Source organism: Rhodoferax lacus (genome assembly GCF_003415675.1).
Taxonomy (GTDB): Bacteria; Pseudomonadota; Gammaproteobacteria; order Burkholderiales; family Burkholderiaceae_C; genus Allorhodoferax; species Allorhodoferax lacus.
This window is the reverse complement of the sequence record NZ_QFZK01000017.1, coordinates 1-22709: the sequence shown is the minus strand read 5'-3', so window position 1 is coordinate 22709 and position 22709 is coordinate 1. Positions and strand designations below refer to the sequence as shown.

At 64.9% G+C, this 22709-nt stretch carries 26 protein-coding genes; 25 read left to right on the top strand and 1 reads right to left on the bottom strand.

Annotated elements, in window-relative coordinates; translation table 11 throughout:
- Window positions 1-87: 87 nt before the first annotated feature.
- From ccmA to DIC66_RS18575, 13 genes are all read left to right on the top strand, one after another.
- A complete protein-coding gene (gene ccmA / locus DIC66_RS18635) occupies window positions 88-741 on the top strand; it encodes a cytochrome c biogenesis heme-transporting ATPase CcmA (RefSeq protein WP_158558946.1) in 654 nt (217 codons plus the stop codon).
- A gap of 5 nt (window positions 742-746) precedes the next feature.
- Window positions 747-1400 carry a heme exporter protein CcmB gene (gene ccmB / locus DIC66_RS18630; protein WP_117179723.1) on the top strand — a complete coding sequence of 218 codons (654 nt, stop codon included), beginning with the start codon at window positions 747-749 and terminating at the stop codon, window positions 1398-1400.
- Window positions 1397-2146 (top strand): heme ABC transporter permease CcmC, encoded by a 750-nt coding sequence (gene ccmC / locus DIC66_RS18625; protein ID WP_117179687.1) that lies wholly within the window; start codon window positions 1397-1399, stop codon window positions 2144-2146. Before ccmB ends, ccmC begins: the two co-directional genes overlap by 4 nt.
- Window positions 2147-2150: 4 nt before the next feature.
- Complete coding sequence (ccmD, locus tag DIC66_RS18620; protein ID WP_117179686.1) at window positions 2151-2327, top strand: heme exporter protein CcmD; 177 nt, start codon at window positions 2151-2153, stop codon at window positions 2325-2327.
- Entirely contained in the window at window positions 2324-2779 is a 456-nt protein-coding gene (ccmE, locus tag DIC66_RS18615; protein WP_117179685.1) for a cytochrome c maturation protein CcmE, read from the top strand. Before ccmD ends, ccmE begins: the two co-directional genes overlap by 4 nt.
- A 2-nt stretch (window positions 2780-2781) precedes the next feature.
- Window positions 2782-4734 (top strand): heme lyase CcmF/NrfE family subunit, encoded by a 1953-nt coding sequence (locus DIC66_RS18610; protein ID WP_117179684.1) that lies wholly within the window; start codon window positions 2782-2784, stop codon window positions 4732-4734.
- A gap of 115 nt (window positions 4735-4849) precedes the next feature.
- Complete coding sequence (locus DIC66_RS18605; protein WP_117179683.1) at window positions 4850-5395, top strand: DsbE family thiol:disulfide interchange protein; 546 nt, start codon at window positions 4850-4852, stop codon at window positions 5393-5395.
- Between the two features lie 94 nt (window positions 5396-5489).
- On the top strand, window positions 5490-5981 hold the full coding sequence (locus DIC66_RS18600) for a cytochrome c-type biogenesis protein (RefSeq protein ID WP_275405258.1): 492 nt from the start codon (window positions 5490-5492) through the stop codon (window positions 5979-5981).
- A 20-nt stretch (window positions 5982-6001) separates the two neighbouring features.
- A complete protein-coding gene (locus DIC66_RS18595) occupies window positions 6002-7279 on the top strand; it encodes a tetratricopeptide repeat protein (RefSeq protein WP_117179681.1) in 1278 nt (425 codons plus the stop codon).
- 30 nt (window positions 7280-7309) lie between these two features.
- Window positions 7310-8599: an NAD(P)-binding domain-containing protein gene (locus DIC66_RS18590; protein WP_117179680.1), complete on the top strand. Its 1290-nt coding sequence runs from the start codon at window positions 7310-7312 to the stop codon at window positions 8597-8599.
- 123 nt (window positions 8600-8722) lie between these two features.
- Window positions 8723-9052, top strand: coding sequence for a cupredoxin domain-containing protein (locus tag DIC66_RS18585; protein ID WP_117179679.1), 330 nt, complete (start codon window positions 8723-8725; stop codon window positions 9050-9052).
- A gap of 18 nt (window positions 9053-9070) precedes the next feature.
- Entirely contained in the window at window positions 9071-9907 is an 837-nt protein-coding gene (locus tag DIC66_RS18580; protein WP_117179677.1) for an FTR1 family iron permease, read from the top strand.
- A gap of 49 nt (window positions 9908-9956) precedes the next feature.
- Complete coding sequence (locus DIC66_RS18575) at window positions 9957-10955, top strand: aldo/keto reductase (RefSeq protein WP_117179675.1); 999 nt, start codon at window positions 9957-9959, stop codon at window positions 10953-10955.
- A 115-nt stretch (window positions 10956-11070) separates the two neighbouring features.
- Here DIC66_RS18575 and lplT read toward each other — a convergent pair whose 3' ends face one another.
- On the bottom strand, window positions 11071-12354 hold the full coding sequence (gene lplT, locus DIC66_RS18570; RefSeq protein ID WP_117179673.1) for a lysophospholipid transporter LplT: 1284 nt from the start codon (window positions 12352-12354) through the stop codon (window positions 11071-11073).
- A 124-nt stretch (window positions 12355-12478) separates the two neighbouring features.
- On the opposite strand from lplT, the gene alr reads away from it, so the two are divergent.
- The 12 genes from alr (at window position 12479) to waaF (ending at window position 22523) form a co-directional block, all read left to right on the top strand.
- Window positions 12479-13564 (top strand): alanine racemase, encoded by a 1086-nt coding sequence (alr, locus tag DIC66_RS18565; protein ID WP_117179671.1) that lies wholly within the window; start codon window positions 12479-12481, stop codon window positions 13562-13564.
- Complete coding sequence (locus DIC66_RS18560; RefSeq protein WP_117179669.1) at window positions 13561-14769, top strand: HD-GYP domain-containing protein; 1209 nt, start codon at window positions 13561-13563, stop codon at window positions 14767-14769. The genes alr and DIC66_RS18560 overlap by 4 nt, the downstream gene beginning before the upstream one ends.
- Before the next feature lie 3 nt (window positions 14770-14772).
- Entirely contained in the window at window positions 14773-16140 is a 1368-nt protein-coding gene (gene radA / locus DIC66_RS18555; protein ID WP_117179667.1) for a DNA repair protein RadA, read from the top strand.
- A gap of 10 nt (window positions 16141-16150) precedes the next feature.
- Window positions 16151-16501: a hypothetical protein gene (locus tag DIC66_RS18550; protein ID WP_117179665.1), complete on the top strand. Its 351-nt coding sequence runs from the start codon at window positions 16151-16153 to the stop codon at window positions 16499-16501.
- 48 nt (window positions 16502-16549) lie between these two features.
- Window positions 16550-16954, top strand: coding sequence for a DUF1924 domain-containing protein (locus DIC66_RS18545; protein WP_117179663.1), 405 nt, complete (start codon window positions 16550-16552; stop codon window positions 16952-16954).
- Between the two features lie 45 nt (window positions 16955-16999).
- Complete coding sequence (locus DIC66_RS18540; protein ID WP_117179661.1) at window positions 17000-17455, top strand: diheme cytochrome c; 456 nt, start codon at window positions 17000-17002, stop codon at window positions 17453-17455.
- Window positions 17452-18129, top strand: a complete 678-nt coding sequence (locus tag DIC66_RS18535) for a cytochrome b/b6 domain-containing protein (protein WP_117179659.1) — start codon at window positions 17452-17454, stop codon at window positions 18127-18129. The genes DIC66_RS18540 and DIC66_RS18535 overlap by 4 nt, the downstream gene beginning before the upstream one ends.
- 4 nt (window positions 18130-18133) lie before the next feature.
- A complete protein-coding gene (locus DIC66_RS18530; protein ID WP_117179657.1) occupies window positions 18134-18805 on the top strand; it encodes a winged helix-turn-helix domain-containing protein in 672 nt (223 codons plus the stop codon).
- On the top strand, window positions 18802-20151 hold the full coding sequence (locus DIC66_RS18525; RefSeq protein ID WP_117179655.1) for an ATP-binding protein: 1350 nt from the start codon (window positions 18802-18804) through the stop codon (window positions 20149-20151). Before DIC66_RS18530 ends, DIC66_RS18525 begins: the two co-directional genes overlap by 4 nt.
- A 78-nt stretch (window positions 20152-20229) precedes the next feature.
- Window positions 20230-21171 (top strand): branched-chain amino acid transaminase, encoded by a 942-nt coding sequence (locus tag DIC66_RS18520; protein WP_117179654.1) that lies wholly within the window; start codon window positions 20230-20232, stop codon window positions 21169-21171.
- A 37-nt stretch (window positions 21172-21208) separates the two neighbouring features.
- Window positions 21209-21424, top strand: a complete 216-nt coding sequence (locus DIC66_RS18515) for a zinc-finger domain-containing protein (protein ID WP_117179652.1) — start codon at window positions 21209-21211, stop codon at window positions 21422-21424.
- 97 nt (window positions 21425-21521) lie between these two features.
- Window positions 21522-22523: a lipopolysaccharide heptosyltransferase II gene (gene waaF, locus DIC66_RS18505; RefSeq protein ID WP_117179650.1), complete on the top strand. Its 1002-nt coding sequence runs from the start codon at window positions 21522-21524 to the stop codon at window positions 22521-22523.
- Window positions 22524-22709 lie beyond the last annotated feature (186 nt).

Here is a 22709-nt window from a genome sequence, read left to right as displayed (position 1 = left end):
ACTTGGCACCCGGGCCGTCTGCAGCGCGCAGCGCTTGGGCAGCGTTTGGCCCCGCTGGCTTGATCCACATTTACCTTGGCAACAGATTTGACTCTTCACAACGAACAGGGCGCGGGCGTGCGGGCCCAGGACCTGACCGTTCGCCGGGGCAACGAGGTTCTCTTCAAGGCCTTGAATTTCGAGCTGCAGGCCGGGCAACTGGTATGGCTGCGCGGCTCCAACGGCAGCGGCAAGACCAGCCTGCTGCGGGTGATTGCCGGGCTCTCACGCCCCGACGGCGGCCAGCTCAGCTGGGGCGGGCAGCCCCTGGCACAGTCTGAAGACTACAAGGCGCGCCTGGTCTACATGGGCCACGCCAACGCCCTCAAGGACGACCTCACGGCTCTCGAAGCCCTGCATTTCATGACCACCGTGCATGGCCGCAGCTGCTCCGCCGAACGCATGGAAGCGGCCCTGCGCCGCATGGGTGTGCACCACCGCCGCAAGCTGCCGGTGCGCATGCTCTCGCAAGGCCAGCGCAGGCGCGTGGCCCTGGCCCGTCTGGCGCTGGAAGAGCGCCCCGGCTTCTGGGTGCTCGATGAACCCTTTGACGCACTGGATGACGCCGGCCTGGCCCTGGTGCAGCAGCTGTTTGTGGAGAACGTGCAGCGCGGCGGCACGGTGCTGTTTACCAGCCACATTCCGGTCCGCCCCGATGGGGTTGCTTTGCAGGAACTGCGCCTGGAGGGCACGCGCAAGTGAGCCCCATGATGGCCATCCTGGCGCGCGACCTGAAGCTGGCCAGCCGGCGCCCGGCCGAGGCCTTGCTGCCCGTGGTCTTCTTTGTGGTGGCGGCCAGCCTGTTTCCGCTGGGCGTGGGGCCGGAGGCGGCCACGCTCAGGCAGATTGCGCCCGGCATCGTCTGGGTCTGTGCCCTGTTGTCCACCATGCTGTCGCTGGGCACCATGTACACCAGTGACCATGCCGACGGTTCGCTGGAGCAGATGCTGATTTCGCAGCTCTCGGCCATCGAACTGGCCGCGGCCAAGTGCATTGCCCACTGGCTGATGACGGGTGTTCCGCTTCTGTTAGTGTCTCCCCTGCTGGGCTTGCTGTTTGGTCTGTCCTGGGAGGCGATTGGCCTGATGGCGCTGGGGCTTTTGCTGGGAACGCCCATTCTCAGCCTCATGGGCGGCATGGGTGCGGCCCTGACCCTGGGGCTGCGCAATTCGGCGGTGCTGATCCTGCTGATCGTGCTGCCCCTGTGCATACCCGTGCTGATTTTTGGTGCCGGTGCGGTGTCCGCAGCCGAAGCCGGTCTGGCACCCCATGCCCACTTCTACCTGCTGGGGGCCATGCTGTTGTTGACCTCTCTGGGAGCCCCTGTGGCCACGGCGGCCGCCTTGCGAATATCCGTATGAACAAACTGCCAAGACTTTTTACCTTTGCCGCTCCCAAGCGCTTTTACGCACTGGCCGGCTGGTGCGTGCCCTGGCTGTACGCCACCGCCGCCGTGCTGGCCGTGTGGAGTCTGTACGTGGGCTTCTTTGTGGCGCCCACCGACGCCACCCAGGGCGACGCCTACCGCATCATCTTCATCCATGTGCCCGCCGCCTGGATGTCCATGGTGCTGTACCTGGCCATGGCAGGATGGGCCGCGTTTGGCTGGGCTGCCAATGCGCGCCTGGCCTCCATGATGGCCCGGGCGATTGCGCCCACCGGTGCGGCCTTCACCTTTCTGGCCCTGTGGACCGGTGCCTTCTGGGGCAAGCCCACCTGGGGCGCCTGGTGGGTGTGGGATGCGCGCCTGACCTCCGAGCTCATCCTGCTGTTTCTGTACCTGGGCTTCATGGCCCTGGTCGAGGCCATTGACGATGTGCGCCGTGCCGACCATGCCGGTGCCCTGCTGGCCATCATCGGTGCGGTGAATGTGCCCATCATTTACTTCTCGGTGCGCTGGTGGAACACCCTGCACCAGGGGGCGACTATCAGCATGACGGCCGCGCCCAAGATGGCCAGCACCATGCTGACTTCCATGCTGCTGATGACCTTTGCCTTCTGGGCCTATGCCTTTGCGGTGGTGTTTGTCAGGGCGCGGGCCATCGTGCTCGAGCGCGAAGCCGGAACCGACTGGGTGCAGGCCTTGGCCTTAAAGAAACAAGGGTAAAGACATGATCTGGAATAGTGCATCAGATTTTTTTGCCATGGGAGGCTATGGCTTGTATGTATGGGGCTCGTATGCGGTGACGGCCGCCTGGATGCTGCTGGAGCCCGCGCTGGCGGCCCAACGGCACCGGGCCGCGCTGCGGGCTGCTGCTGAACTGAACGAAGAAGGTGAACAGGTATGAAAACACGGCATAAACGTCTGGCCATTGCGGCCGGTGTGGTTCTGGTGATTGCGGCTGCGGCCACGCTGATCCTCAATGCATTCCAGAGCAACCTGGTGTTCTTCTTTTCACCCACGCAAATCACCACCAAGGAAGCCCCCGTGAACCGCACCTTCCGCCTGGGCGGCCTGGTGGTGGCCGGCAGCGTCAAGCGCACCGGCGTGGCGGTGGACTTCCAGGTGACCGACACGGCGCAAAGCGTGCCGGTGCACTTCGAGGGCATCCTGCCCGACCTGTTCAAGGAAGGCAAAGGCGTGGTGGCGCAGGGCAAGCTGCAGGACGGCGTCTTCGTGGCCAAGGAAGTCCTGGCCAAGCACGATGAAAACTACATGCCGCCCGAGGCGGCCGAAGCTCTGAAGAACGCTGCAAAGAGCAACGAGAAAACCTCAGCATCCCTGGTTGTGAGCAAATAAACATGATTCCTGAAATCGGTCACTTTCTTCTCTGGCTGGCATTGGGCGCAGCGCTGGTACTTGGCGTGGTCCCGATGTGGGGGGCGGGGCGCGGACGCGAAGACTGGATGGCGCTGGCGCGCCCCTCGGCCTATGCGCTGTTCGTGCTGGTCAGCCTGGCCTCGGTCTGCCTGATGGTGTCGTTTGTGCGCAGCGACTTCTCGGTGCTGTACGTGGCATCCAACTCCAACACCCAGCTGCCGCTGCCCTACCAGATCGCCGGTTTCTGGGGCGGCCATGAAGGCTCCTTGCTGCTGTGGGTGCAGATGCTGGTGGTATGGATGATGGCCGTGGCCCTGTTCAGCCGCCACCTGCCGCGTCCCGTGCTCTCGCGCATTCTGTCCGTCATGGGCCTGGTCACGGTGGGCTTCTTGCTCTTCATGCTGCTCACCTCCAACCCGTTTGACCGCCTGTTCCCGGTGCCTGCCGACGGACGCGACCTGAACCCGCTGCTGCAGGATCCGGGCATGGTGTTCCACCCGCCCACGCTGTACATGGGCTATGTGGGCTTTTGCGTGGCGTTTGCCTTTGCCATTGCCGCGCTGATTGGCGGCAACCTGGATGCCACCTGGGCGCGCTGGACCCGTCCCTGGACCACGGTAGCCTGGATGTTTCTCACCGTGGGCATTGCCATGGGCAGCTCCTGGGCCTATTACGAACTGGGCTGGGGCGGCTGGTGGTTCTGGGATCCGGTGGAAAACGCCTCGCTCATGCCCTGGCTGCTGGGCACGGCGCTGATTCACTCACTGGCGGTGACCGAGAAGCGCGGCAGCTTCAAGAACTGGACCGTGATGCTGGCGATTCTGGCGTTTTCGTTTTCGCTCCTGGGCACGTTCCTGGTCCGCTCCGGCGTGCTGTCCTCGGTGCATGCCTTTGCCACCGACCCGCGCCGCGGCCTGTTTATCCTGGCCTTCCTGACGGTGGTGATCGGCTCTTCTTTCACCCTCTTTGCCTGGCGCGCACCCACGGTGGGCCTGGGCGCGCGCTTTGCGCTGTTCTCCAAGGAAACGGCGCTGCTGGCCAACAACGTGCTGTTCATGGTGGCTGCGGGCGCGGTGCTGCTGGGCACCCTGTACCCGCTGATCCTGGACGCCCTGGGCATGGGCAAGATTTCCGTCGGGCCACCGTATTTCGACTCGGTGTTCCTGCCGCTGATGGTGCCCACCATCTTCCTGATGGGTGTGGGCCCGATGGCGCGCTGGAAAGAAACCTCGGTGCCCGATCTGGCCAGCCGCCTGAAGTGGGCCGCGGGCGTGGCTGTGGTGGCCGCATTGGTCTCTGGCTGGCTGGCGGGCTCCATCCATTTGCTGGCCAGCCTGGGCCTGCTCATGGCCTTCTGGATCATCAGCTCGGTCGCCACCGATTTCTGGGAGCGCGTGCGTCCTGAGGGAAAAGGCTTCGCAGAAATTCGCCGCAAGACCGGCCAGATTCCCCGCGCCCTGGCCGGCATGATGGTGGCCCACCTGGGTGTGGCGGCCTTCTGCATTGGCGTCACCATGGTCAGGACCTACGAGGTGGAGAGTGACGTCAAGATGAGTGTGGGTGACACCACCACCTTGCGCGGCTACGCCTTCACCTTCAAGGGGGTGAGGGACGTGGCGGGCCCCAATTACGATGCCACCCGTGCGACCATGGAAATCTCGCGCAACGGCAGCAGGATCACCGAACTCAGCCCTGAAAAGCGCGTGTACCGCGTGCAGCAAAATCCCATGACCGAGGCCGCCATCTACCCTGGTTTGACCGGGGACCTCTATGTGTCCCTGGGTGAGGAAGTGGAGGGCGGCGCCTGGATCATCCGCGTCTACGTGAAGCCCTTTATCGACTGGATCTGGGGTGGCTGCCTGTTGATGGCCTTTGGCGGGCTGCTGGCCGTGAGCGACCGGCGCTACCGCCGCAAGGCGGGAGGGACAGCATGAGCCCCCACGTTCGCCCACTGCGTGTGGCTCTCTGCCCCCCAAGGGGGCTAACCCGGCTTGGGGCGGCCCGACGCCGGGTTGAGTCCCCCAAGTTCGCCAACTGCGGAGAGCCAGCATGAAATACCTGAAGTTTCTGCTGCCGCTGGCCATCTTTCTGGGCCTGGTGGGCTTTCTGATGAAGGGCCTGAGCCTGGACCCGCGTGAGGTGCCTTCGCCACTGATCAACAAACCGGCGCCGGCCTTTGCGCTGGACCAGTTGGACAAGCCGGGTGCCGTCATCAAGCGCGATGACATGCTGGGCAAGGTCTGGCTGCTCAATGTGTTTGCCTCCTGGTGTGTGGCCTGCCGCGAGGAGCACCCGCTGCTGGTGGAGTTTTCGCGCATGAAACTGCTGCCGATTTACGGCCTCAACTACAAGGACGAGCGCATGGCCGGCATGAAATGGCTGTCCACCTTTGGCAATCCGTATGAAGCCTCGCTGTATGACCGTGACGGACGCGTCGGCATTGACTTCGGCGTGTACGGCGTGCCTGAATCGTTTCTGATCGACGCCAAGGGCGTGATCCGCTACAAGCAGATCGGCCCCTTCACGCCCGAGGCGATTGAGACCAAGCTGATTCCGCTGGTGAAGCAACTCCAAAAGGAGGCTGGAAATGGCTGATCTGTTGGCCCCCACGCTCCGCCGCTTCGCGGGTCGCTGCCCCCCACGGGGGCTAACTTCCCTTGGGGCGGCCCTGCGGGAGGTTCTGGCCCCCATGCTCCGCCGCTTCGCGGGTCGCTGCCCCCCGGGGGGGCTAACTTCCCTTGGGGCGGCCCTGCGGGAAGTTGTCCTTCTCCTGTGTGTATCCCTGTGCATGTCCGCCGCATCGGCTGCCGAGGCGGTACCCGCCGCCGCCGACCCGGTGCTTGAAGCGCGCATGCTCAAGATCGCCGCCGAGCTGCGTTGCCTGGTGTGCCAGAACCAGACCATTGCCGACTCCCATGCCGACCTGGCCATCGACTTGCGCCAGCAGGTGCGTGAGCTGCTGCAAAAAGGCATGACAGACCAGCAGATCACCGCCTACATGACCGACCGCTATGGCGACTTTGTGCTGTACCGCCCCCCCTTCAAGGCCACCACGGTGTTGCTGTGGGCCGGCCCCGGTGTCATGCTGGTGGGCGGCTTGCTGGTGCTGGTGCTGGTGCTGCGCAAACGCAGCCGCATGCCGGAAGACCGCTTCGATGCGGACGAACCCCCTGTTTCCTGAACTGACTTGAGAACGAGACCATGAACGACACGATTGAAGGCATCAAGCAGCAGCTGGCCCAACTCAAGGAGCTGCATGCCAGTGGGGTGCTGCCCGAGGCCGAATTTGTAGAAGGCAAGGCCACGCTGGAGCGCCGCATCCTGGATCTGGTGCTCGCGGGCCCCCCCGTTTCCGCTGCCGCGCCTGCTGCTGGAACTGCCGCTGCCACTGCCACAGCACCTCTGGCTGCTGCGGCTGCTGCGGCCGCCCCCAAGCAGACCCCGGCAGAGCCCGTCGCCAAGCCCTCCGGTCTGTTGCTGGTGGGTCTGGTGGTGGCCGTCGTGGCTGTGGCCGCAGGTGGCTATTTGTGGAAGGGCATGCCATCCACTATGTCGGGCGGTGCCGAAGGGGCGCAGGCCGTGTCGGCCGATGGCCAGCCCGCACCGCATGCCACCAACTCCGACCAGATCGCCGCCATGACCGAGAAGCTGGCCGAGCGCCTGAAGGACAAGCCGGACGATGTGGAGGGCTGGTCCATGCTGGCGCGCTCCTACAGCGTGCTGGGCCGCCATGCCGAGGCGCTCAAGGCCTATGAGAAGGCCTCCAACCTGCGCAAGGATGACCCCACCCTGCTGGCCGACTATGCCGACTCGCTGGCTGTCAACAGCAACAACAGCCTCGAAGGCGAGCCCATGAAGCTGGTGGACCGCGCCCTCAAGCTCGACCCCAAGAACCTCAAGGCGCTGTACCTGTCTGGCACCCATGCCTTCAACAAGAAGGACTATGCCAACGCCGTGAAGACCTGGGAGAAGCTGGCCGAAGTGGGCCCACCCGGCAACGTCTTCGTGCGCGAAGTGGAGCCCGCCATTGCCGAGGCCCGCAACCTTGCGGGTCTGCCGGCTGCAGCCAAGCCGCTGGATGCGGCTCCCAAGGCCGATGCCTCCGGCAAGACCGGCGCCGCCAGCGGCACCGGCACCGTGAGCGGCACGGTCACCATCTCTGCGGCCATGGCCAAGAACGCCCAACCGGAGGACACGCTGTTTGTGTTTGCGCGCGCCGCCGAAGGCTCACGCATGCCGCTGGCCATTCTGCGCAAACAGGTCAAGGACCTGCCCCTGAGCTTCAGCCTGAACGACAGCATGGCCATGTCCCCGGCCAGCGCCTTGTCGGCAGCCAGCGGCAAGATCATCGTGGGCGCGCGTGTCAGCAAAAGCGGCAACGCCATGCCGCAGCCAGGCGACCTGAGCGGGCAGTCGGCCCCGGTGGCTGTGGGCACTACGGCCCTGCAGATTGAAATCAAGGAAGCGGTCAAGCCCTGAGCTGATCCCTGAGGAAGGCCTGCCAACGCGATGAACTATCTCTACCTTTACGCTGCGATCATTCTCGTCGTCATCGTGCTGTATTCGCGTCGGCACGTGAAGAAGGAGGCCATCGACAACACGCAGCTCAAGGAGTCGATCCAAAGCGGACTGGCAGAGCCGCCCTCGCTGCATCCGATCTTTGATCCGGTGCGCTGCATCGGATCAGGCTCCTGCGCCAATGTCTGTCCGGAAGGTGCCATCGGTATCGTCAACGGCAAGGGCGTGCTCATCAACGCGGCGCACTGCATTGGCCACGGCGCCTGTCTGGCGGCTTGCCCGTTTGATGCCATCAAGCTGGTCTTTGGCACGGAAAAGCGGGGTGTCGACATTCCGCACATCAGCCATGAGTTCGAGACCAATGTGCCGGGTGTCTTCATTGCTGGTGAGCTCGGTGGCATGGGGCTGATCCGCAAGGCCGCTGAGCAGGGGCGTCAGGCCATCAACGCCGTGCGCAAGCGTGGCAGTGGCGCGGCCGAATACGACGTGGTGATTGTGGGCTGTGGCCCCGCCGGGTTGTCGGCCGGGCTGTCATCCATACACCACAAGCTCAAGTACAAGCTGATCGAACAGGAAGACTCGCTGGGCGGTGCGGTGTACCACTACCCCCGTCAGAAGATTGCCATGACGGCACCGGTGGTGCTGGACATCGTGGGCACGGTCAAGTTTGGCGAGGTGCAGAAAGAAAAGCTGCTGGAATTTTGGAACGGGGTGGTGCAAAAGACCGGCCTGGAAATCGGCTTTCGCGAACGCATGGAGTCCATCGAGAAGACCGACGACGGTTTTGTGGTCAAGACCAACAAGGGTGGCTATGTCACCAAGAGCGTGCTGCTCACCATGGGCCGCCGGGGCACTCCGCGCAAGCTCGACGTGCCTGGCGAAGAAACCCACAAGGTGGTGTACCGCCTGATAGACCCCGAGCAGTACAAGGGGCAGGCGGTGCTGGTGGTGGGCGGTGGCGACAGTGCCCTGGAGGCCGCCATTGCGATTTCCGAACAACCAGGCAGCAGCGTCATCCTGTCTTACCGCAGCGCTGCGTTTTCGCGCGTCAAGCAAAAGAACCGCACGCTGCTCGAGCAGGGCCAGAAGGCCGGCAGGATCCAGGTCATGCTGAATTCCGCGGTGAAGGAAATCAGGGACAAGGATGTTGTCATCGAGGCCGACGGCCAACAGCAGAGCTACAAGAACGACGTCGTCATCGTGTGCGCCGGTGGCCTGTTGCCTACGCCCCTGCTGCAAAAAATCGGCATCCAATTCGAAACCAAATTCGGCACCGCCTAGGCCCCGTTCGCACAAGCTGTCAGCGCAGTACCAACGCCCCCGCAAAGGCCGCAGCCCCTTGTTGCGACCGGGTTGCGCTGCTGCTACAATGAGAATCATTCTCAATTGATTAATGGAGCTCCCATGAAAGCCCGGATTGTTGCCGCACTCTTGTCCCTGGCGGCCGTGCACGCCTTTGCCGCTGCCGACGAGTTCACGCTGACCATCAAGAACCACACCTTCGAGCCCAAGGAACTCAAGCTGCCCGCAGGCAAAAAGGTCAAGGTGCTGGTGGTCAACCAGGACGCCACACCGGCCGAGTTTGAGAGCAAACCCCTGAGCCGCGAAAAGGTCATACCCGGCAAATCCACCGGCATCATCAATGTGGGTCCGCTCCAGCCCGGCCGCTATGCGTTCGTCGAGGAGTACCACGAGACCGAAGCCGGCGCCCAGGGCACCATCGTCGTCGAATAAGCACAGGAGCCCCGCAGCATGTTCTCCGCAGCCCTCATTGTCTTTCGCGAATCGCTGGAAGCCTTTCTCATCATCAGCATCATGGTGGCCGCCACGCGTGGCATCAGCCAGCGCGGCAACTGGATTGCCGGCGGTGTGCTGATCGGCCTGCTCGGGTCGGCAGCGGTGGCCATGGGCATGGAGCGCATTTCCAGCCTGGCCGATGGCATGGGGCAGGAGTTGTTCAACGTGGGCATCCTGCTGGTGGCTGTGTGCATGCTGGCCTGGCACAACATCTGGATGGCCGCGCATGGCCGCGAACTCGCCCTGCAAATGAAAAGCACGGCACGCTCCGTGGCCGAAGGCGGCAGTGAGCGCTCAGTGATTCTGGTGGTGATCGCGTTGGCCGTGCTACGCGAAGGCTCCGAGACTGTTTTGTTCCTGTATGGCGTGGCCACGGGCAGCGAAAACGGCTTGCGCGACACCCTGGCCGGCGGCTCCCTGGGGCTGGGCTCTGCGGCTGTGATTGCCGGCCTGATGTACTGGGGCCTGCTGCGCATTCCGGTGAGCCGCTTCTTTGCAGTGACCGGCGTGCTGGTGCTGCTGCTGGCCGCCAGCATGGCCTCGCAGGCTGCGCGCCTGCTGGTGCAGGCAGACGTGCTGCCCAGCCTGGGCGCGCCGCTGTGGGACACCTCGGGCGTGCTGGCCCAGACCACCGCGCTGGGCACCATCCTGCACGGCCTGATCGGCTATGACACCCAGCCTGCGGGCATGCAGGTGCTGGTGTACATCGCGGTCCTGCTGGCCATTGCCAGTGGCATGCGCTGGGTGTCGAGCCGCTCTCGTACCCCGGTGCACAAGCCCGCCGCTTCCTGACCAGGCCAAGGCATGCGGTATCGTTGTGGCCTTTGACACAAAGGCAACTATGCAACAGCGCGCATTGGGTGAATGGAGGGTGGGAAGCATCGGACTGGGGTGCATGAACCTGGACCACGGCTATGGCCCGGCGGTGAACGAGGCCGACGGCGAACGCGCACTGCTGGCTGCCCTGGATGCAGGCTACACCCTGATGGACACAGCCACACTGTACGGTGGTGGCCAGAACGAAGCGCGCGTGGGCCGCGTGCTGCAGCACCGGCGCAAAGACATCGTGCTGTCCAGCAAATGCGGCATGGAAATCACCCGGGTCGAGGGCAAGCCGCTGCGTGTGATTGACGGGCGTCCCGCCACCCTGATGCGCCAGTGCGAAGACAGTCTGCGCCGCCTGAATACCGATGTGATCGACCTGTACTACCTGCACCGCTGGGACAAGACGGTGCCCATTGAAGACAGCGTGGGCGCCCTGAGCCGCCTGGTAGAAAAAGGCCAGATCCGCGCCATTGGCCTGAGCGAAGTGTCCGCCGCCACTTTGCGCCGTGCGCACGCCGTGCACCCCATCACGGCCCTGCAAACCGAATACTCGCTGTGGAGCCGCAACCCCGAAATCGCCGTGCTGCAGGCCTGCCAGGAATTGGGCGTTGCCTTTGTGGCCTTCAGCCCCGTGGCGCGCGGCTTTTTGTGCGACGTGTTGCGTGATGTGGGCACGCTGGACGCCAAAGACATTCGCCGCACCATGCCGCGTTTTGAGCCCGGCACCTATGCCCGCAACCTGGCCCTGCTGGCGCCCTACCGGAAATTGGCCGAACAGGCCGACTGCACCCCGGCCCAACTGGCGCTGGCCTGGCTGTTGCACAAGGCGCCCCACATCATCCCGATACCCGGCAGCCAGAGCGTGGCGCACATCCTGGACAACGCCGGGGCCGATAGCGTGGTGCTGGGGGTCGATGTGATGGACGCGCTGGAGGCGCTGATCAACCAGCACACGGTCATTGGCGAGCGCTACGACGCGCAAGCCACGTCCGAGGTGGATACCGAAGCGTTTTAGTTTGCCCGCCGGGAGCGTGGGGGCCGGGTTCCGCCGCCGGGCCGCCCCAAGGCGGAACGCACCCCCTCGGGGGGCAGAGAGCTACGCGCAGCGAGCGAACGTGGGGGCCACGTCCTTAGCCGTGCATGTTGTCGTTGCGCGCGATGTCCAGGAGGTATTCCACATCGGCCGCATGCGCCACACAGTTGTGGCTGTGCCAGCGCTTGATCACCCACATGAAGCCGGCCACCACCACGCCAAACACGGTGATGGCGCCAAAGGCGGACAGGCCCATGCCGGTGGACAGGCTGTAGAAGCCACCCAGCCCCAGGATGCAGGCTTGTTCGTTGAAGTTCTGCACGGCAATGGAGCGCCCCGAGCCCATCAGGTTGTGGCCGCGGTGCTGCAGCAGCGCATTCATGGGCACCACCAGAAACCCGCCCAACCCGCCCAGCAGCACCAGGAAGGGAGCGGCCACCCAGACGTTGCTGATGAAGTTCAGCAGGATCACCAGAATGCCCATGGCAATGCCCAGGGGCAGAACCAGCGTGGCGTGCTCCAGCCGCATGCGCAAAGACGCTGCCACCGCACCCACCGCCGTGCCAATGGCCACCACGCCCACCAGCGCGGAGGCTTGTGTGACGGTATAGCCCAGGGCCGCCGCAGCCCAGGCCAGCACGATGTAGCGCAGGTTGCCGCTCACACCCCAGAACAGGGTGGTGGTGGCCAGCGAGATCTGGCCCAGGCGGTCGCGCCACAGCCGCACATTGCAATGCCAGAAGTCGGGCAGCAGCGAGAGCAGTTGTTTGGGCATGGGCCGCAGCGGAAAATCGGTGAGCGGGATGCGGGTGTTGAACCAGGCCGCCAGCAGGTAAACAAAAATCAGCACGCAGATGGCGGCTGCCGGTGGCGTGTTGATGCCCGTGTCAATCAGGGGAAAGTCAAAACCCAGCAGCTGGCTGGATATCTGCGGCCCCACCAGTTGCCCGCCCAGCAGCACGCCCAGGATGATGGACGAGATGGTCAGTCCCTCAATCCAGCCATTGGCCTTGACCAGTTGCGAGGCTGGCAGCAGTTCGGTGAGGATGCCGTACTTGGCTGGCGAATACGCCGCAGCGCCCAGGCCGACTACCGCATAGGCCATGAGCGGGTGGGTGCCAAACAGCATGAGCAGGCAACCCACGACCTTGATGGAATTGCTCAGCAGCATGACCTGCCCCTTGGGCCGGGCGTCGGCAAAGGCGCCTACAAAGGGGGCCAGCACCACATAGAACAGGGCAAACATGGGCACCAGCGCGGCCTGTTGCCAAGTGGGTGCGCCCTGGCCGCGCAACAACTGCACCGCGGCCACAAACAGGGCGTTGTCGGCCAGCGAGCTGAAGAACTGCGCCGACATGATGGTGAAAAAGCCGCGTTTCATGGGTCCGGGAATGCTGCATCGGTCATGCCGACACTGTCTGTAGTTATGGTGCTCCAAGCGTGCTGGGGTTATAGCACGGCGCGCAATGTCAGAATCGGGGCAACCCAGCCCTGCCACCCGCCCCATGCCACGCCCCATACAAGCCACCATCCACACCCAGGCCCTCGCCCATAACCTGAACCAGGCGCGTCACCATGCACCCGATGCACGCGTCTGGGCCGTGGTCAAGGCCAACGCCTACGGCCACGGCATCGAGCGCGCCTTTGCCGGACTTCGCGGTGCCGACGGCTTTGCCCTGCTGGACCTGGCCGAGGCCCAGCGTGTGCGCGATCTGGGCTGGCGCGGGCCCATTCTGCTGCTCGAAGGCGTGTTCGAGCAGCGTGATCTGGAGCTGTGCTCGCGCCTGGACCTGTGGCACACGGTGCACTGCGATCAGCAGATCGACATGCTCGCCACCCACAAGACCAACGTGCCGCAGCGCGTGTTCCTCAAGATGAACACCGGCATGAACCGCCTGGGCTTTGCGCCCGGCCAGTACCGTTCGGCCTGGACCCGCCTGAATGCCTTGCCCCAGGTGGATGAAATTTCGCACATGACGCACTTCAGCGACGCCGATGGCCCGGCCGGTGTGGCGCGCCAGATGGCCGTGTTCGATGCCCACACGGCCGACCTGCCGGGCGAGCGCACGGTGAGCAACAGTGCGGCCGTCCTGCGCCACAGCCTCTCCAGCGACTGGGTGCGCCCGGGCATTGCGGTGTACGGCAGTGCCCCCGACCATCCTGCCAATACGGCCGCGCACTGGGGTCTGCAGCCCACCATGACGCTGCAGGCCAAGGTGATTGCCGTGCAAACCCTGCAGGCCGGTGACACCGTGGGCTATGGCTCCAGTTACCGCGCTGACGGCTCCATGCGCATTGGCGTGGTGGCTTGCGGTTATGCCGATGGCTATCCGCGCATCTGCCCCACTGGCACGCCGGTGCTGGTGGACGGCGCCAAAAGCCGCACCCTGGGCCGCGTCAGCATGGACATGCTCAGCGTGGACCTGAGCGCCTTGCCCGAGGCAGGGCAGGGCAGCACGGTGACCCTGTGGGGGCGTGCCGCGAACGGCGCGGTGCAGCCCATTGACGAAGTGGCCGCCCAGGCGGGCACCCTGGCCTACGAGTTGATGTGTGCCTTGGCCCAGCGCGTGCCGGTGGTGGTGGAGCCATGAAGTACCTGCCGATACCCATTGCCCTGCTGGAAGTGGGCAAGCCGCTGCCCGTGGATGTGCTCAGCGACTCCGGGCAACTGCTGCTGCGCAAGGGGCAGCCCATCGTGTCCGAGCAGCACCGCGACAAGCTGTATGCCTTCAAGGCCTGCACCAGCCTCGGCGACGGCCGGGCCTGGCAGCATGCCTACGAGCGCATGGTGCATGCGATGCTGCTCAGTGGCGCCGACCTGCGCGATGTGGCCCGTGCCTCCATGCCCTCCGAAATTCTCGAATCCGACTACGTGGCCACCGAGCCCCATGGGGGCGGCTGGCTGGACCTGCAGCAGGCCTTGCGCGGCATTCTGTACCAGGGCGGTTTGGGGCTCAACCCGATGGAGCGCCTCAAGGGCATCGAAGAACGCGTCCTGAGCTTGCTTCAAAAGGATACGGAGGCCAGCCTGTTTGCCCTGTTCCAGGCACTGGCCGACAGCAGCCTGGGATATTGCGCCACGCATGCGCTGTTGTGCGCCGTGGTCTGTGAGCTGACCGCCACCAAGCTGGGCCTGCCCGGGCCGCAGCGCAAGCCCCTGATTGCCGCTGCCCTCACCATGAACCTGGGCATGGCGCGTGAGCAGGATGTCATGGCGCGCCAGGACGTGCCCATCAACGACTGGCAGCGTACCCTGGTGGCCCAGCATGCGGCCCGCAGTGAAGAGATGCTGCGCAGCTTCGGCGTCGATGACCCGCACCAGCTCGACCTGGTGCGCTGGCACCACCTGCCGGATGCGCCACAGGCCCTGCCCGCCAACCAGACCAGCCGCGCACTGCTGCACCTGGCCGATATTTTTGTGGCCCGTACGGCCGCGCGCCGCACGCGCTCGGCCCAGTCGCCGGTAACTGCGGTCAAGAGCATGGTGTTTGGCGGCAGTGCCGATCTGGGCATGGGCTCGGCCATGGCGCAGGCGGTAGGCTTTTATCCGCCGGGCAGCTACGTCAAGCTGGTCAACGGTGAAGTCGCCGTGGCCGTGCAGCGTGGCGAGCGCGCCAACACCCCGTGGGTGATCAGCATCGTCGGCAATGACGCCATGCCGCTGTCCCTGTACCAATGCAAGAACACGGCCGAGCCGCGCCACGCGATTGCAGCGGCAGTGAATTTCGAAACCATCAAGGTGGTGGTCAACGCCGAGAAGGTGAACAAGGCGCGCGAGCGCATCCCCAAGAGCTGAGGCATGGCCAAAGACAAAACCGTATTCACCTGCAACGCCTGCGGCGGCACCAGCCCCAAATGGCTGGGCAAATGTCCGCACTGCCAGGCCTGGAACACCCTGATCGAATCGGTGGCCAGCAGCGATGCACCGGCCAAGAACCGCTTTGCGTCGCTGGCCAAGACCGCCGAGGTGGCGGTGCTCTCTGACATCGAAGCCAGCGACGTGGACCGCACACCCACCGGCCACGAGGAACTCGACCGGGTGCTGGGGGGCGGCATGGTCGAAGGCGGTGTGGTGCTGATCGGCGGTGACCCCGGCATCGGCAAGTCGACCCTGCTGCTGCAGGCGCTGGACTCGCTGCAGCGCCAGGGCAAAAGCACCCTCTACGTCACCGGTGAGGAGAGTGGGGCGCAGGTGGCGCTGCGCTCGCGCAGGCTGGGCCTGGACCATTCCCAAGTGAAAGTGCTGGCCGAGATCCAGCTGGAAAAAATTCTCGCCACGCTCGACGCCCATCGCCCCGATGTGGCGGTGATCGACTCCATCCAGACGGTGTACTCCGAACAGCTCACCAGCGCCCCCGGCTCGGTGGCCCAGGTGCGCGAATGTGCCGCCCACCTCACGCGCGCGGCCAAGGCCAGCGGCACCGCCATCGTGCTGGTGGGCCACGTCACCAAGGACGGCACACTCGCCGGGCCCCGCGTGCTCGAGCACATGGTGGACACGGTGCTGTACTTTGAGGGCGACACGCACAGCCAGTTCCGCCTGGTGCGTGCGATCAAAAACCGCTTTGGCGCGGTCAACGAGATCGGCGTCTTCGCCATGACCGAAAAGGGCCTCAAAGGCGTCTCCAACCCCAGCGCCATCTTCCTGAGCCAGCACGCCGAGCCGGTGCCCGGCAGCTGTGTCATGGTCACACTGGAAGGCACGCGCCCCATGCTGGTGGAAATCCAGGCGCTGGTGGACAGTGGCGGGCCTTCGCCGCGGCGCCTCTCGGTGGGTCTGGACAAGGACCGTCTGGCCATGCTGCTGGCAGTCCTCCACCGCCACGCGGGTGTGGCCTGCATGGACCAGGACGTGTTTGTGAATGCCGTGGGCGGCGTGCGCATCAGCGAGCCGGCTGCCGATTTGGCAGTGCTCTTGTCCATCACCTCGTCCTTGCGCGGACGCGCCCTGCCCAAGGGCTTTTTGGCCTTTGGCGAAGTCGGCCTGGCCGGTGAGGTGCGCCCCGCGCCGCGCGGGCAGGAGCGCCTGAAGGAGGCTGCCAAGTTGGGCTTCAGCGTGGCCGTGGTGCCCCGGGCCAACGCACCCAAAAAACCAATTGAGGGATTAACCATACACGCCGTAGAGCGGGTGGAAGAAGCCATGGAAGTGGTGCGCTCGCTGGCGTAAACTGGCCCGCATGGACTGGCTGAAAAAAATCCCCAACACCATCCGCAGCGCCAGCGGCCTGGAGTGGAAACTGTGGCGCAAGTTGCCGCTGATCCTGGTTGTGGGTACTGCGTTGCCTTTGGCCGCCGCGCTGGCCCTGCATGGCTTCACCGACCAGACCAATGCGGTGGATGCGCGCTGGCTGCAGACCATGGACTATGTGGTGGCGGGCGTGGTGGTGTTTCACTGGACGGCCGTGTTCACGGTGGCCATTGGTTGCGTGGTGGTCATGCTGATGAAGGGTCCCGGCTACGTGGCCGATGCCATGGAACTCTCCCACAGCGACAAGCCGCGCAGCGGTGTGGAGTCCTCTGAATCTTAAGCCGGCTTTAATCTGCCCTCCCTACCATGGGCAGCATATGGAGGTCCCATGTTTCAACTGAAGTCCCTTACCCTTGCAGTGCCCCTCACCCTGGCGCTGCTTTTCAACAACGCATACGCACAGACCACACCGGCCGAACAGATCGCCGGCTTTGTGGCGCAGTCCGGGCAGCCCGCACAGGCCGCCCGCGGCCAGGAATTTTTTACCAGCAAGCACGGCAAAGAGTGGAGCTGCTCCACCTGCCACACCGCCAAGCCCACGGTAGACGGCAAGCACGCCACCACGGGCAAGGTCATTGCGCCCATGGCCCCGGCCTTCCACCCGCAACGCTTCACCGATGCCGCCAAAACCGAAAAATGGTTCCGCCGCAATTGCAACGACGTGGTCGGGCGCGAGTGCACTGCGGCCGAGAAGGCCGATGTGCTGACCTGGCTGCTGTCGCTCAAGTCCTGATGCCTGCGCTGACCCTGCGCCTGAACGTCCTCTGAAAGTACAAGAATGAAAAAAATCCTGATCGCTTTGGCTGTGGCCCTGTCCTGCGTGGGTGTGGCCCATGCCGAGCGCAGCTTTGCTGTGGCCCCGCATGCAAAGCACCAGCAGGAGTGCTCCTCGTGCCACGTGGCCTACCCGCCCGGCCTGCTGCCCGCGGCCAGCTGGGAGCGAATCGTGGGCCACCTGAACAAGCACTTCGGTACCGATGCCTCGTTGGACGCCGCTACGACAGCCGATATCGGCGCCTGGCTGCAGGCCCATGCGGCCAGGGAAGGGCGCCTGGCACAAGAGCCGCAACAGGACCGCATCAGCCGGGCAGGCTGGTTTGTGCGCCAGCACGACGAAGTGTCTGCCAACACCTGGAAGCGTGCGAGCATTGGCAGCCCCGCCAACTGCTCGGCCTGCCATGCCGAAGCCGCCCGGGGCAACTTCAATGAACACCAGGTCCGCATACCCAAATGAGTGAAGCCACCGAGCAAAAGATCCGCATCTGGGATGCCCCGGTGCGGGTTTTCCACTGGCTGCTGGTGCTGAGTTTTGCGGGCGCCTACCTCACATCCGAGAGCGAAGTCTGGCGCCTGGTGCATGTCACCCTGGGCTACACCCTGGGCGGCCTGCTGGTGTTCCGCCTGGTCTGGGGTGTGGTGGGTACGCGCTATGCGCGCTTTGGCAATTTTGTGCGCGGCCCCGCTGCGGTGGTGCGCTACCTGCAGTCGCTCAGGGGCGGCCGGCCCGAACACCACCTGGGCCACAACCCGGCCGGTGCCGTGGCTATTGTGCTGTTGATGGCCTTGGGCCTGCTGATTGCGGCCACCGGCTACGTCACCTACAACGAGCTGGGGCCGGGCTGGTTGGTGGAGGTGCATGAACTGGCCGCCAACGCCATGCTGCTGGTGATTGCCGGGCATCTGGTAGGCGTAGTCACGGCCAGCCTGCAGCACCGCGAGAACCTGGTGCGCTCCATGGTCACCGGCTTCAAGACCGGGCAGCCGGAGCAGGGCATACGCAGCATTTGGCGCAGTGTGGCCGTGGCCATCGTGCTGGTGGTGCTGGGCTTTTGGTGGATGCAGTGGAAGAGTGCGCCGCAGCCTGAGGCGCAGGCCATCGAGTCCGCCAGCACCCAAACTTCAAAGTAATCCGATGCGCATACTGCTTGCTGAAGATGACGCCATGCTGGGTGACGGCCTGCGCGCAGGCATGCGCCAGGCCGGTTTCCAGGTCGACTGGGTGCGTGACGGTGTGGCCGCAGAGCGCGAGCTCGCCAGCGGTGTCTACGCGGCCGGTGTGCTGGACCTGGGCCTGCCGCTCAAGGACGGTCTGGATGTGCTCAAGGCGCTGCGCGAGCGCAAGATTGACACGCCGATTCTGGTGCTCACAGCGCGTGACGCCATCCCTGACCGCGTGCTGGGCCTGGATACCGGTGCTGACGACTATGTGGTCAAGCCGGTGGACCTGCATGAGTTGGCTGCGCGTCTGCGCTCGCTGGTGCGCCGCGCCCTGGGGCAGCTGCAGGAAACCATGTGCAGTGGCGCAGTGGAGCTGGATGCCGTGGCCCGCCGCGTGACCTGCCGTGGCGAGACGGTGGCACTGTCCACCCGCGAGTTTGACCTGCTGCACGCCCTGATGCGCAACACCGGGCGCGTGCTGTCGCGCGAGCAGCTCGAACAGCAGATGTACAGCTGGGGCCATGAGGTGGAGAGCAATACCATTGAGGTGCACATCCACCATTTGCGCCGCAAGCTCGGGCCTGAGTTGATTCAAACCGTGCGGGGCGTGGGCTACACCGTGCAGCGCGAGCCGCCCGTGGCATGACCGCGCAGCCCCGCCGGTTTTCGCTGCAGACGCGCTTGCTGCTGCTGGTGCTGGGCTTTGCCACGACGGTCTGGCTGTGTGCTGCGGCGTTCACCTGGATCGATGCGCAAGGGGAACTCGACGAACTGCTCGACGGCCACCTCGCGCAAGCCGCCAGCCTGCTCATGGTGCAGGCCGACGGCGACCTGGACGATATTTTCGATACCCCGGTTCTGCACAAATATGCCCCCCAGGTGGCATTCCAGGTGTTTCTGGGCAACCAGCTCATGACCCATTCCAACAATGCCGGCGTCGAACCCCTGTCCGGCCAGATGAACGGGTTTTCCAACGTGCAGCGTGGCGGAGTTCTGTGGCGCGTGGTCACCATCCACAACGCCAAGTTGAATCTGACGGTGCTGGTGGGCGAGAAACTGGAGTCGCGCCGGGCCATCATGTGGGCCCTGATGCGCAGCCTGGTGGGGCCTTTGCTGATCGCCTTGCCCTTGTTTGGCATGGGCTTGTGGTGGTCGATCCGTAGGGGCCTGGCGCCCTTGCGAACCCTGCGCGAGACGCTGGAGACGCGCGCACCGCTGGCTGCGCAGCCGGTTGAGCTGGTGGGCATGCCACGCGAGCTGCAGCCCCTGGTGCAAACACTCAACGACTTGCTGGCGCGCATAGACCGCATGGTGCAGATCGAACGCCGCTTTACCGCCGATGCCGCGCACGAACTGCGCACACCCATTGCCGCCATCCGTGCCCAGGCCCAGGTCGCCATGGGCGCGGGCGACGATGTGGCCGAGCGCACCCATGCGCTGCAGACGACGCTGGCCGGTTGTGACCGCGCCAGCCGCCTGGTGGACCAGCTGCTCACGCTGGCGCGGCTGGAAACAGCCCCTGCGGTGCAAGCCGATGCGGTGGACCTGCGTGCGGTGGTGCGTCGCGTTGCCGCAGAACTTGCGCCAGCGGCCCTGGCCCGCCAGCAGGACATCGTGGTGCATGCCGAAGGCCCATGCCCGGTGGCTGCCAATGAGTTGTTGCTGGGCGTGCTGGTGCGCAACCTGGTTGACAACGGTCTGCGCTACAGCCCGGCCGGGGCACAGGTGGAGGTCACGGTGGACCTGGATGATGCCGGGCCTGTGCTGACGGTGCAGGACAGCGGGCGGGGCATGAGCGAAGCCGAAATTGCCCATTTGGGGGAGCGTTTTTTCAGGGTGCTGGGCACCGAGCAGCCGGGTAGCGGCCTGGGCTGGTCGATAGTCCGGCGGCTGCTGGACGTCTTTGGGGCCCAAGTGGCCATTGGCCGCTCGGCCGCCCTGGGTGGTCTGGCGGTCACCGTGCGCTGGCCGGCTGTTCCGCCCAAACCCTGACCCGCGTCCGCGGGGCCACGCAGCCCCGTAAAATCAGGGCTTCCAACCGATTTGCAACGCAACCACAAAGGACTCCCGATGAGCGCACTCCCTCCCTCCATGTCAGACCGCGACGGAAAAATCTGGATGGACGGCCAGTTGGTGGAATGGCGCGACGCCAAGATCCACGTGCTCTCCCACACCCTGCATTACGGCTGTGGCGCCTTCGAGGGCGTGCGCGCCTACAAGGGCGATGACGGCAGCACCGCCATCTTCCGCCTGGAAGAGCACACCAAGCGCCTCTTCAACAGCGCCAAGATTTTGCGCATGACCATCCCCTTCACCCAGGACGAGGTCAACCAGGCGCAAATCGAGGTGATCCGCGCCAACAAGCTCGAATCCGGCTACCTGCGACCCCTCACCTGGGTGGGCGACAAGAAGCTGGGCGTCTCCACCAAGGGCAACGACATCCACCTGATGGTGGCCGCCTGGCCCTGGGGAGCCTACCTGGGCGAAGAGGGCATGAAGCGCGGCATCCGCGTGAAGATCTCCAGCTACACCCGCCACCACGTCAACATCACCATGACGCAGGCCAAGGCGGTGAGCAACTACACCAACTCCATTCTGGCCAACCGCGAAGCCACCGATGACGGCTACGACGAAGCGGTGCTGCTGGACGCCAGCGGCTTTGTGTCCGAAGGCGCCGGTGAAAACATTTTTGTGGTGAAAGACGGCGTGATCTACACACCGGATCTGTCGGCCGGTGCCCTGAACGGCATCACCCGCAACACTGTGCTGCACATCTGCCGGGACCTGGGTCTGGAGCTGGTGCAAAAGCGCATCACGCGCGACGAGGTGTACATCAGCGACGAAGTTTTCTTCACCGGCACCGCCGCCGAAGTGACGCCCATCCGCGAGATCGACCGCATCGAGATTGGCAGCGGCTCGCGCGGCCCCATCACCGAAAAAATCCAGAGCGCCTTTTTCGACATCGTCAACGGCCGCAACCCCAAGTACGCCCACTGGCTGAGCAAGGTTTAAGCTGGTCGTAGTCACCCAAGAACCGCAGGAACAGAACATGCAGCAAAAACCCCAGACCCCGGCCATCGAATTGCTGGCCAAAGACCTCAACGCCCAAGGCGGCGTGTATTGCCCCAGCCCCCAGGCCCATATGCAGACCTGGAACACACACCCCAAGGTGTACCTGGATGTGGGCCACAGCGGATCGGCCAAGTGCCCGTATTGCGGCACCGTCTACGCACTGAAGGCCGGTGAGCACTTCGCTGGGCACTGATAGTGCCCCCACGCTCCCCCACTGCATGTGGGTCGCTGCCCCCCCAGGGGGCTAACCCGCCTTGGGGCGGCCCGGCGGCGGGTTGGCTTCGCTGTCCATGAGCGCTTCGCTGGTGGTGGCGCCCCAATGGATTGGGGACGCGGTGATGACCGAGCCGCTGTTGCGGCGCCTGCAGGCCCGTGGTGAGCGCCTCACGGTGGGCGCCTTGCCCTGGGTGGCGCCGGTGTACCGGGCCATGCCGCAGGTGGCCGAGGTCATTGAATTTCCGTTTGCCCATGGCGGCCTGCAGTGGACTGCGCGGCGCGCCATGGCCGAGCGCCTGCGTGGCCGCTTTGACGTGGCCTATGTCTGCCCCAACTCCCTCAAAAGCGCGCTCATCCCCTGGTGGGCTGGCACGCCTAAGCGGGTGGGCTACCGCGGTGAGGCGCGCCTGATGGTCCTCAACCAGCGCCTGCCCAATCCGCCGGCGGGCGAACGCCCGCCCATGGTGGCGTTTTATTCGGCCCTGAGTGGCGAGGCCGGTGTGGCAGAGGACCGCCCGCAGCTGCAGCTCGACTCCGCTGTGCGCGCGGCCGCTCTGCAGGCCCAGGGCCTGCAGGCGCAGGGCTACTACGTGTTTGCACCCGGTGCCGAATTTGGCCCGGCCAAACGCTGGCCCGCCAGACATTTCGCCAGCCTGGCGGCTCAGCTGTCGCTGCCCGTGGTTTTGCTGGGCTCGGCCAAGGAGTCTGCCCTGTGCGGCGAGATTGCCGCGCAGGCGCAGGCCCAGGGTGCCCGTGGGGTGATCGACCTGTCCGGGCGCACCAGCCTGGACCAGGCGCTGGCGCTGATTGCCGCGGCGCGTGCCATGGTCAGCAACGACTCAGGTCTGATGCATGTGGCCGCCGCTTTTGCCACGCCGCAGGTGGCAGTGTTTGGCTCGTCGAGCCCGCTGCACACGCCGCCCCTGAGTGCCAAGGCACAGGTGATCTGGCTCAAGAACGATGCAGCCTACCAGCCGCCGCTGGACTGCGCCCCCTGCTTCCAGCGCGAATGCCCGCTGGGCCATACCCGTTGCCTGGTTGACATCAGGCCCGAACGGGTGCTTGCATTGCTGTAGCCTAAAAGGTCTTCCACACTTCATCGGCCTGCTTGGTCTGGGCGATGGCTTCGCCCACGCTGAATCGCCCCGGGTTTCATGGAGGCCCGTTGGGTTAAGTCAGGCCGGTATTGCGGCCTGACGGGCTAATTGCCGATAGTAATTTTCTTCAGCCTCGGCAGGGGGAATGTAGCCGATGGGTTCCAG

Bases quoted from the DNA above. Each gene is read 5' to 3' on its own strand.
- ccmB (WP_117179723.1), top strand. From the start codon at position 747: ATGATGGCCATCCTGGCGCGCGACCTGAAGCTGGCCAGCCGGCGCCCG.
- ccmC (WP_117179687.1), top strand. From the start codon at position 1,397: ATGAACAAACTGCCAAGACTTTTTACCTTTGCCGCTCCCAAGCGCTTT.
- ccmD (WP_117179686.1), top strand. From the start codon at position 2,151: ATGATCTGGAATAGTGCATCAGATTTTTTTGCCATGGGAGGCTATGGC.
- ccmE (WP_117179685.1), top strand. From the start codon at position 2,324: ATGAAAACACGGCATAAACGTCTGGCCATTGCGGCCGGTGTGGTTCTG.
- DIC66_RS18610 (WP_117179684.1), top strand. From the start codon at position 2,782: ATGATTCCTGAAATCGGTCACTTTCTTCTCTGGCTGGCATTGGGCGCA.
- DIC66_RS18605 (WP_117179683.1), top strand. From the start codon at position 4,850: ATGAAATACCTGAAGTTTCTGCTGCCGCTGGCCATCTTTCTGGGCCTG.
- DIC66_RS18600 (WP_275405258.1), top strand. From the start codon at position 5,490: ATGCTCCGCCGCTTCGCGGGTCGCTGCCCCCCGGGGGGGCTAACTTCC.
- DIC66_RS18595 (WP_117179681.1), top strand. From the start codon at position 6,002: ATGAACGACACGATTGAAGGCATCAAGCAGCAGCTGGCCCAACTCAAG.
- DIC66_RS18590 (WP_117179680.1), top strand. From the start codon at position 7,310: ATGAACTATCTCTACCTTTACGCTGCGATCATTCTCGTCGTCATCGTG.
- DIC66_RS18585 (WP_117179679.1), top strand. From the start codon at position 8,723: ATGAAAGCCCGGATTGTTGCCGCACTCTTGTCCCTGGCGGCCGTGCAC.
- DIC66_RS18580 (WP_117179677.1), top strand. From the start codon at position 9,071: ATGTTCTCCGCAGCCCTCATTGTCTTTCGCGAATCGCTGGAAGCCTTT.
- DIC66_RS18575 (WP_117179675.1), top strand. From the start codon at position 9,957: ATGCAACAGCGCGCATTGGGTGAATGGAGGGTGGGAAGCATCGGACTG.
- lplT (WP_117179673.1), bottom strand. From the start codon at position 12,354: ATGAAACGCGGCTTTTTCACCATCATGTCGGCGCAGTTCTTCAGCTCG.
- alr (WP_117179671.1), top strand. From the start codon at position 12,479: ATGCCACGCCCCATACAAGCCACCATCCACACCCAGGCCCTCGCCCAT.
- DIC66_RS18560 (WP_117179669.1), top strand. From the start codon at position 13,561: ATGAAGTACCTGCCGATACCCATTGCCCTGCTGGAAGTGGGCAAGCCG.
- radA (WP_117179667.1), top strand. From the start codon at position 14,773: ATGGCCAAAGACAAAACCGTATTCACCTGCAACGCCTGCGGCGGCACC.
- DIC66_RS18550 (WP_117179665.1), top strand. From the start codon at position 16,151: ATGGACTGGCTGAAAAAAATCCCCAACACCATCCGCAGCGCCAGCGGC.
- DIC66_RS18545 (WP_117179663.1), top strand. From the start codon at position 16,550: ATGTTTCAACTGAAGTCCCTTACCCTTGCAGTGCCCCTCACCCTGGCG.
- DIC66_RS18540 (WP_117179661.1), top strand. From the start codon at position 17,000: ATGAAAAAAATCCTGATCGCTTTGGCTGTGGCCCTGTCCTGCGTGGGT.
- DIC66_RS18535 (WP_117179659.1), top strand. From the start codon at position 17,452: ATGAGTGAAGCCACCGAGCAAAAGATCCGCATCTGGGATGCCCCGGTG.
- DIC66_RS18530 (WP_117179657.1), top strand. From the start codon at position 18,134: ATGCGCATACTGCTTGCTGAAGATGACGCCATGCTGGGTGACGGCCTG.
- DIC66_RS18525 (WP_117179655.1), top strand. From the start codon at position 18,802: ATGACCGCGCAGCCCCGCCGGTTTTCGCTGCAGACGCGCTTGCTGCTG.
- DIC66_RS18520 (WP_117179654.1), top strand. From the start codon at position 20,230: ATGAGCGCACTCCCTCCCTCCATGTCAGACCGCGACGGAAAAATCTGG.
- DIC66_RS18515 (WP_117179652.1), top strand. From the start codon at position 21,209: ATGCAGCAAAAACCCCAGACCCCGGCCATCGAATTGCTGGCCAAAGAC.
- waaF (WP_117179650.1), top strand. From the start codon at position 21,522: ATGAGCGCTTCGCTGGTGGTGGCGCCCCAATGGATTGGGGACGCGGTG.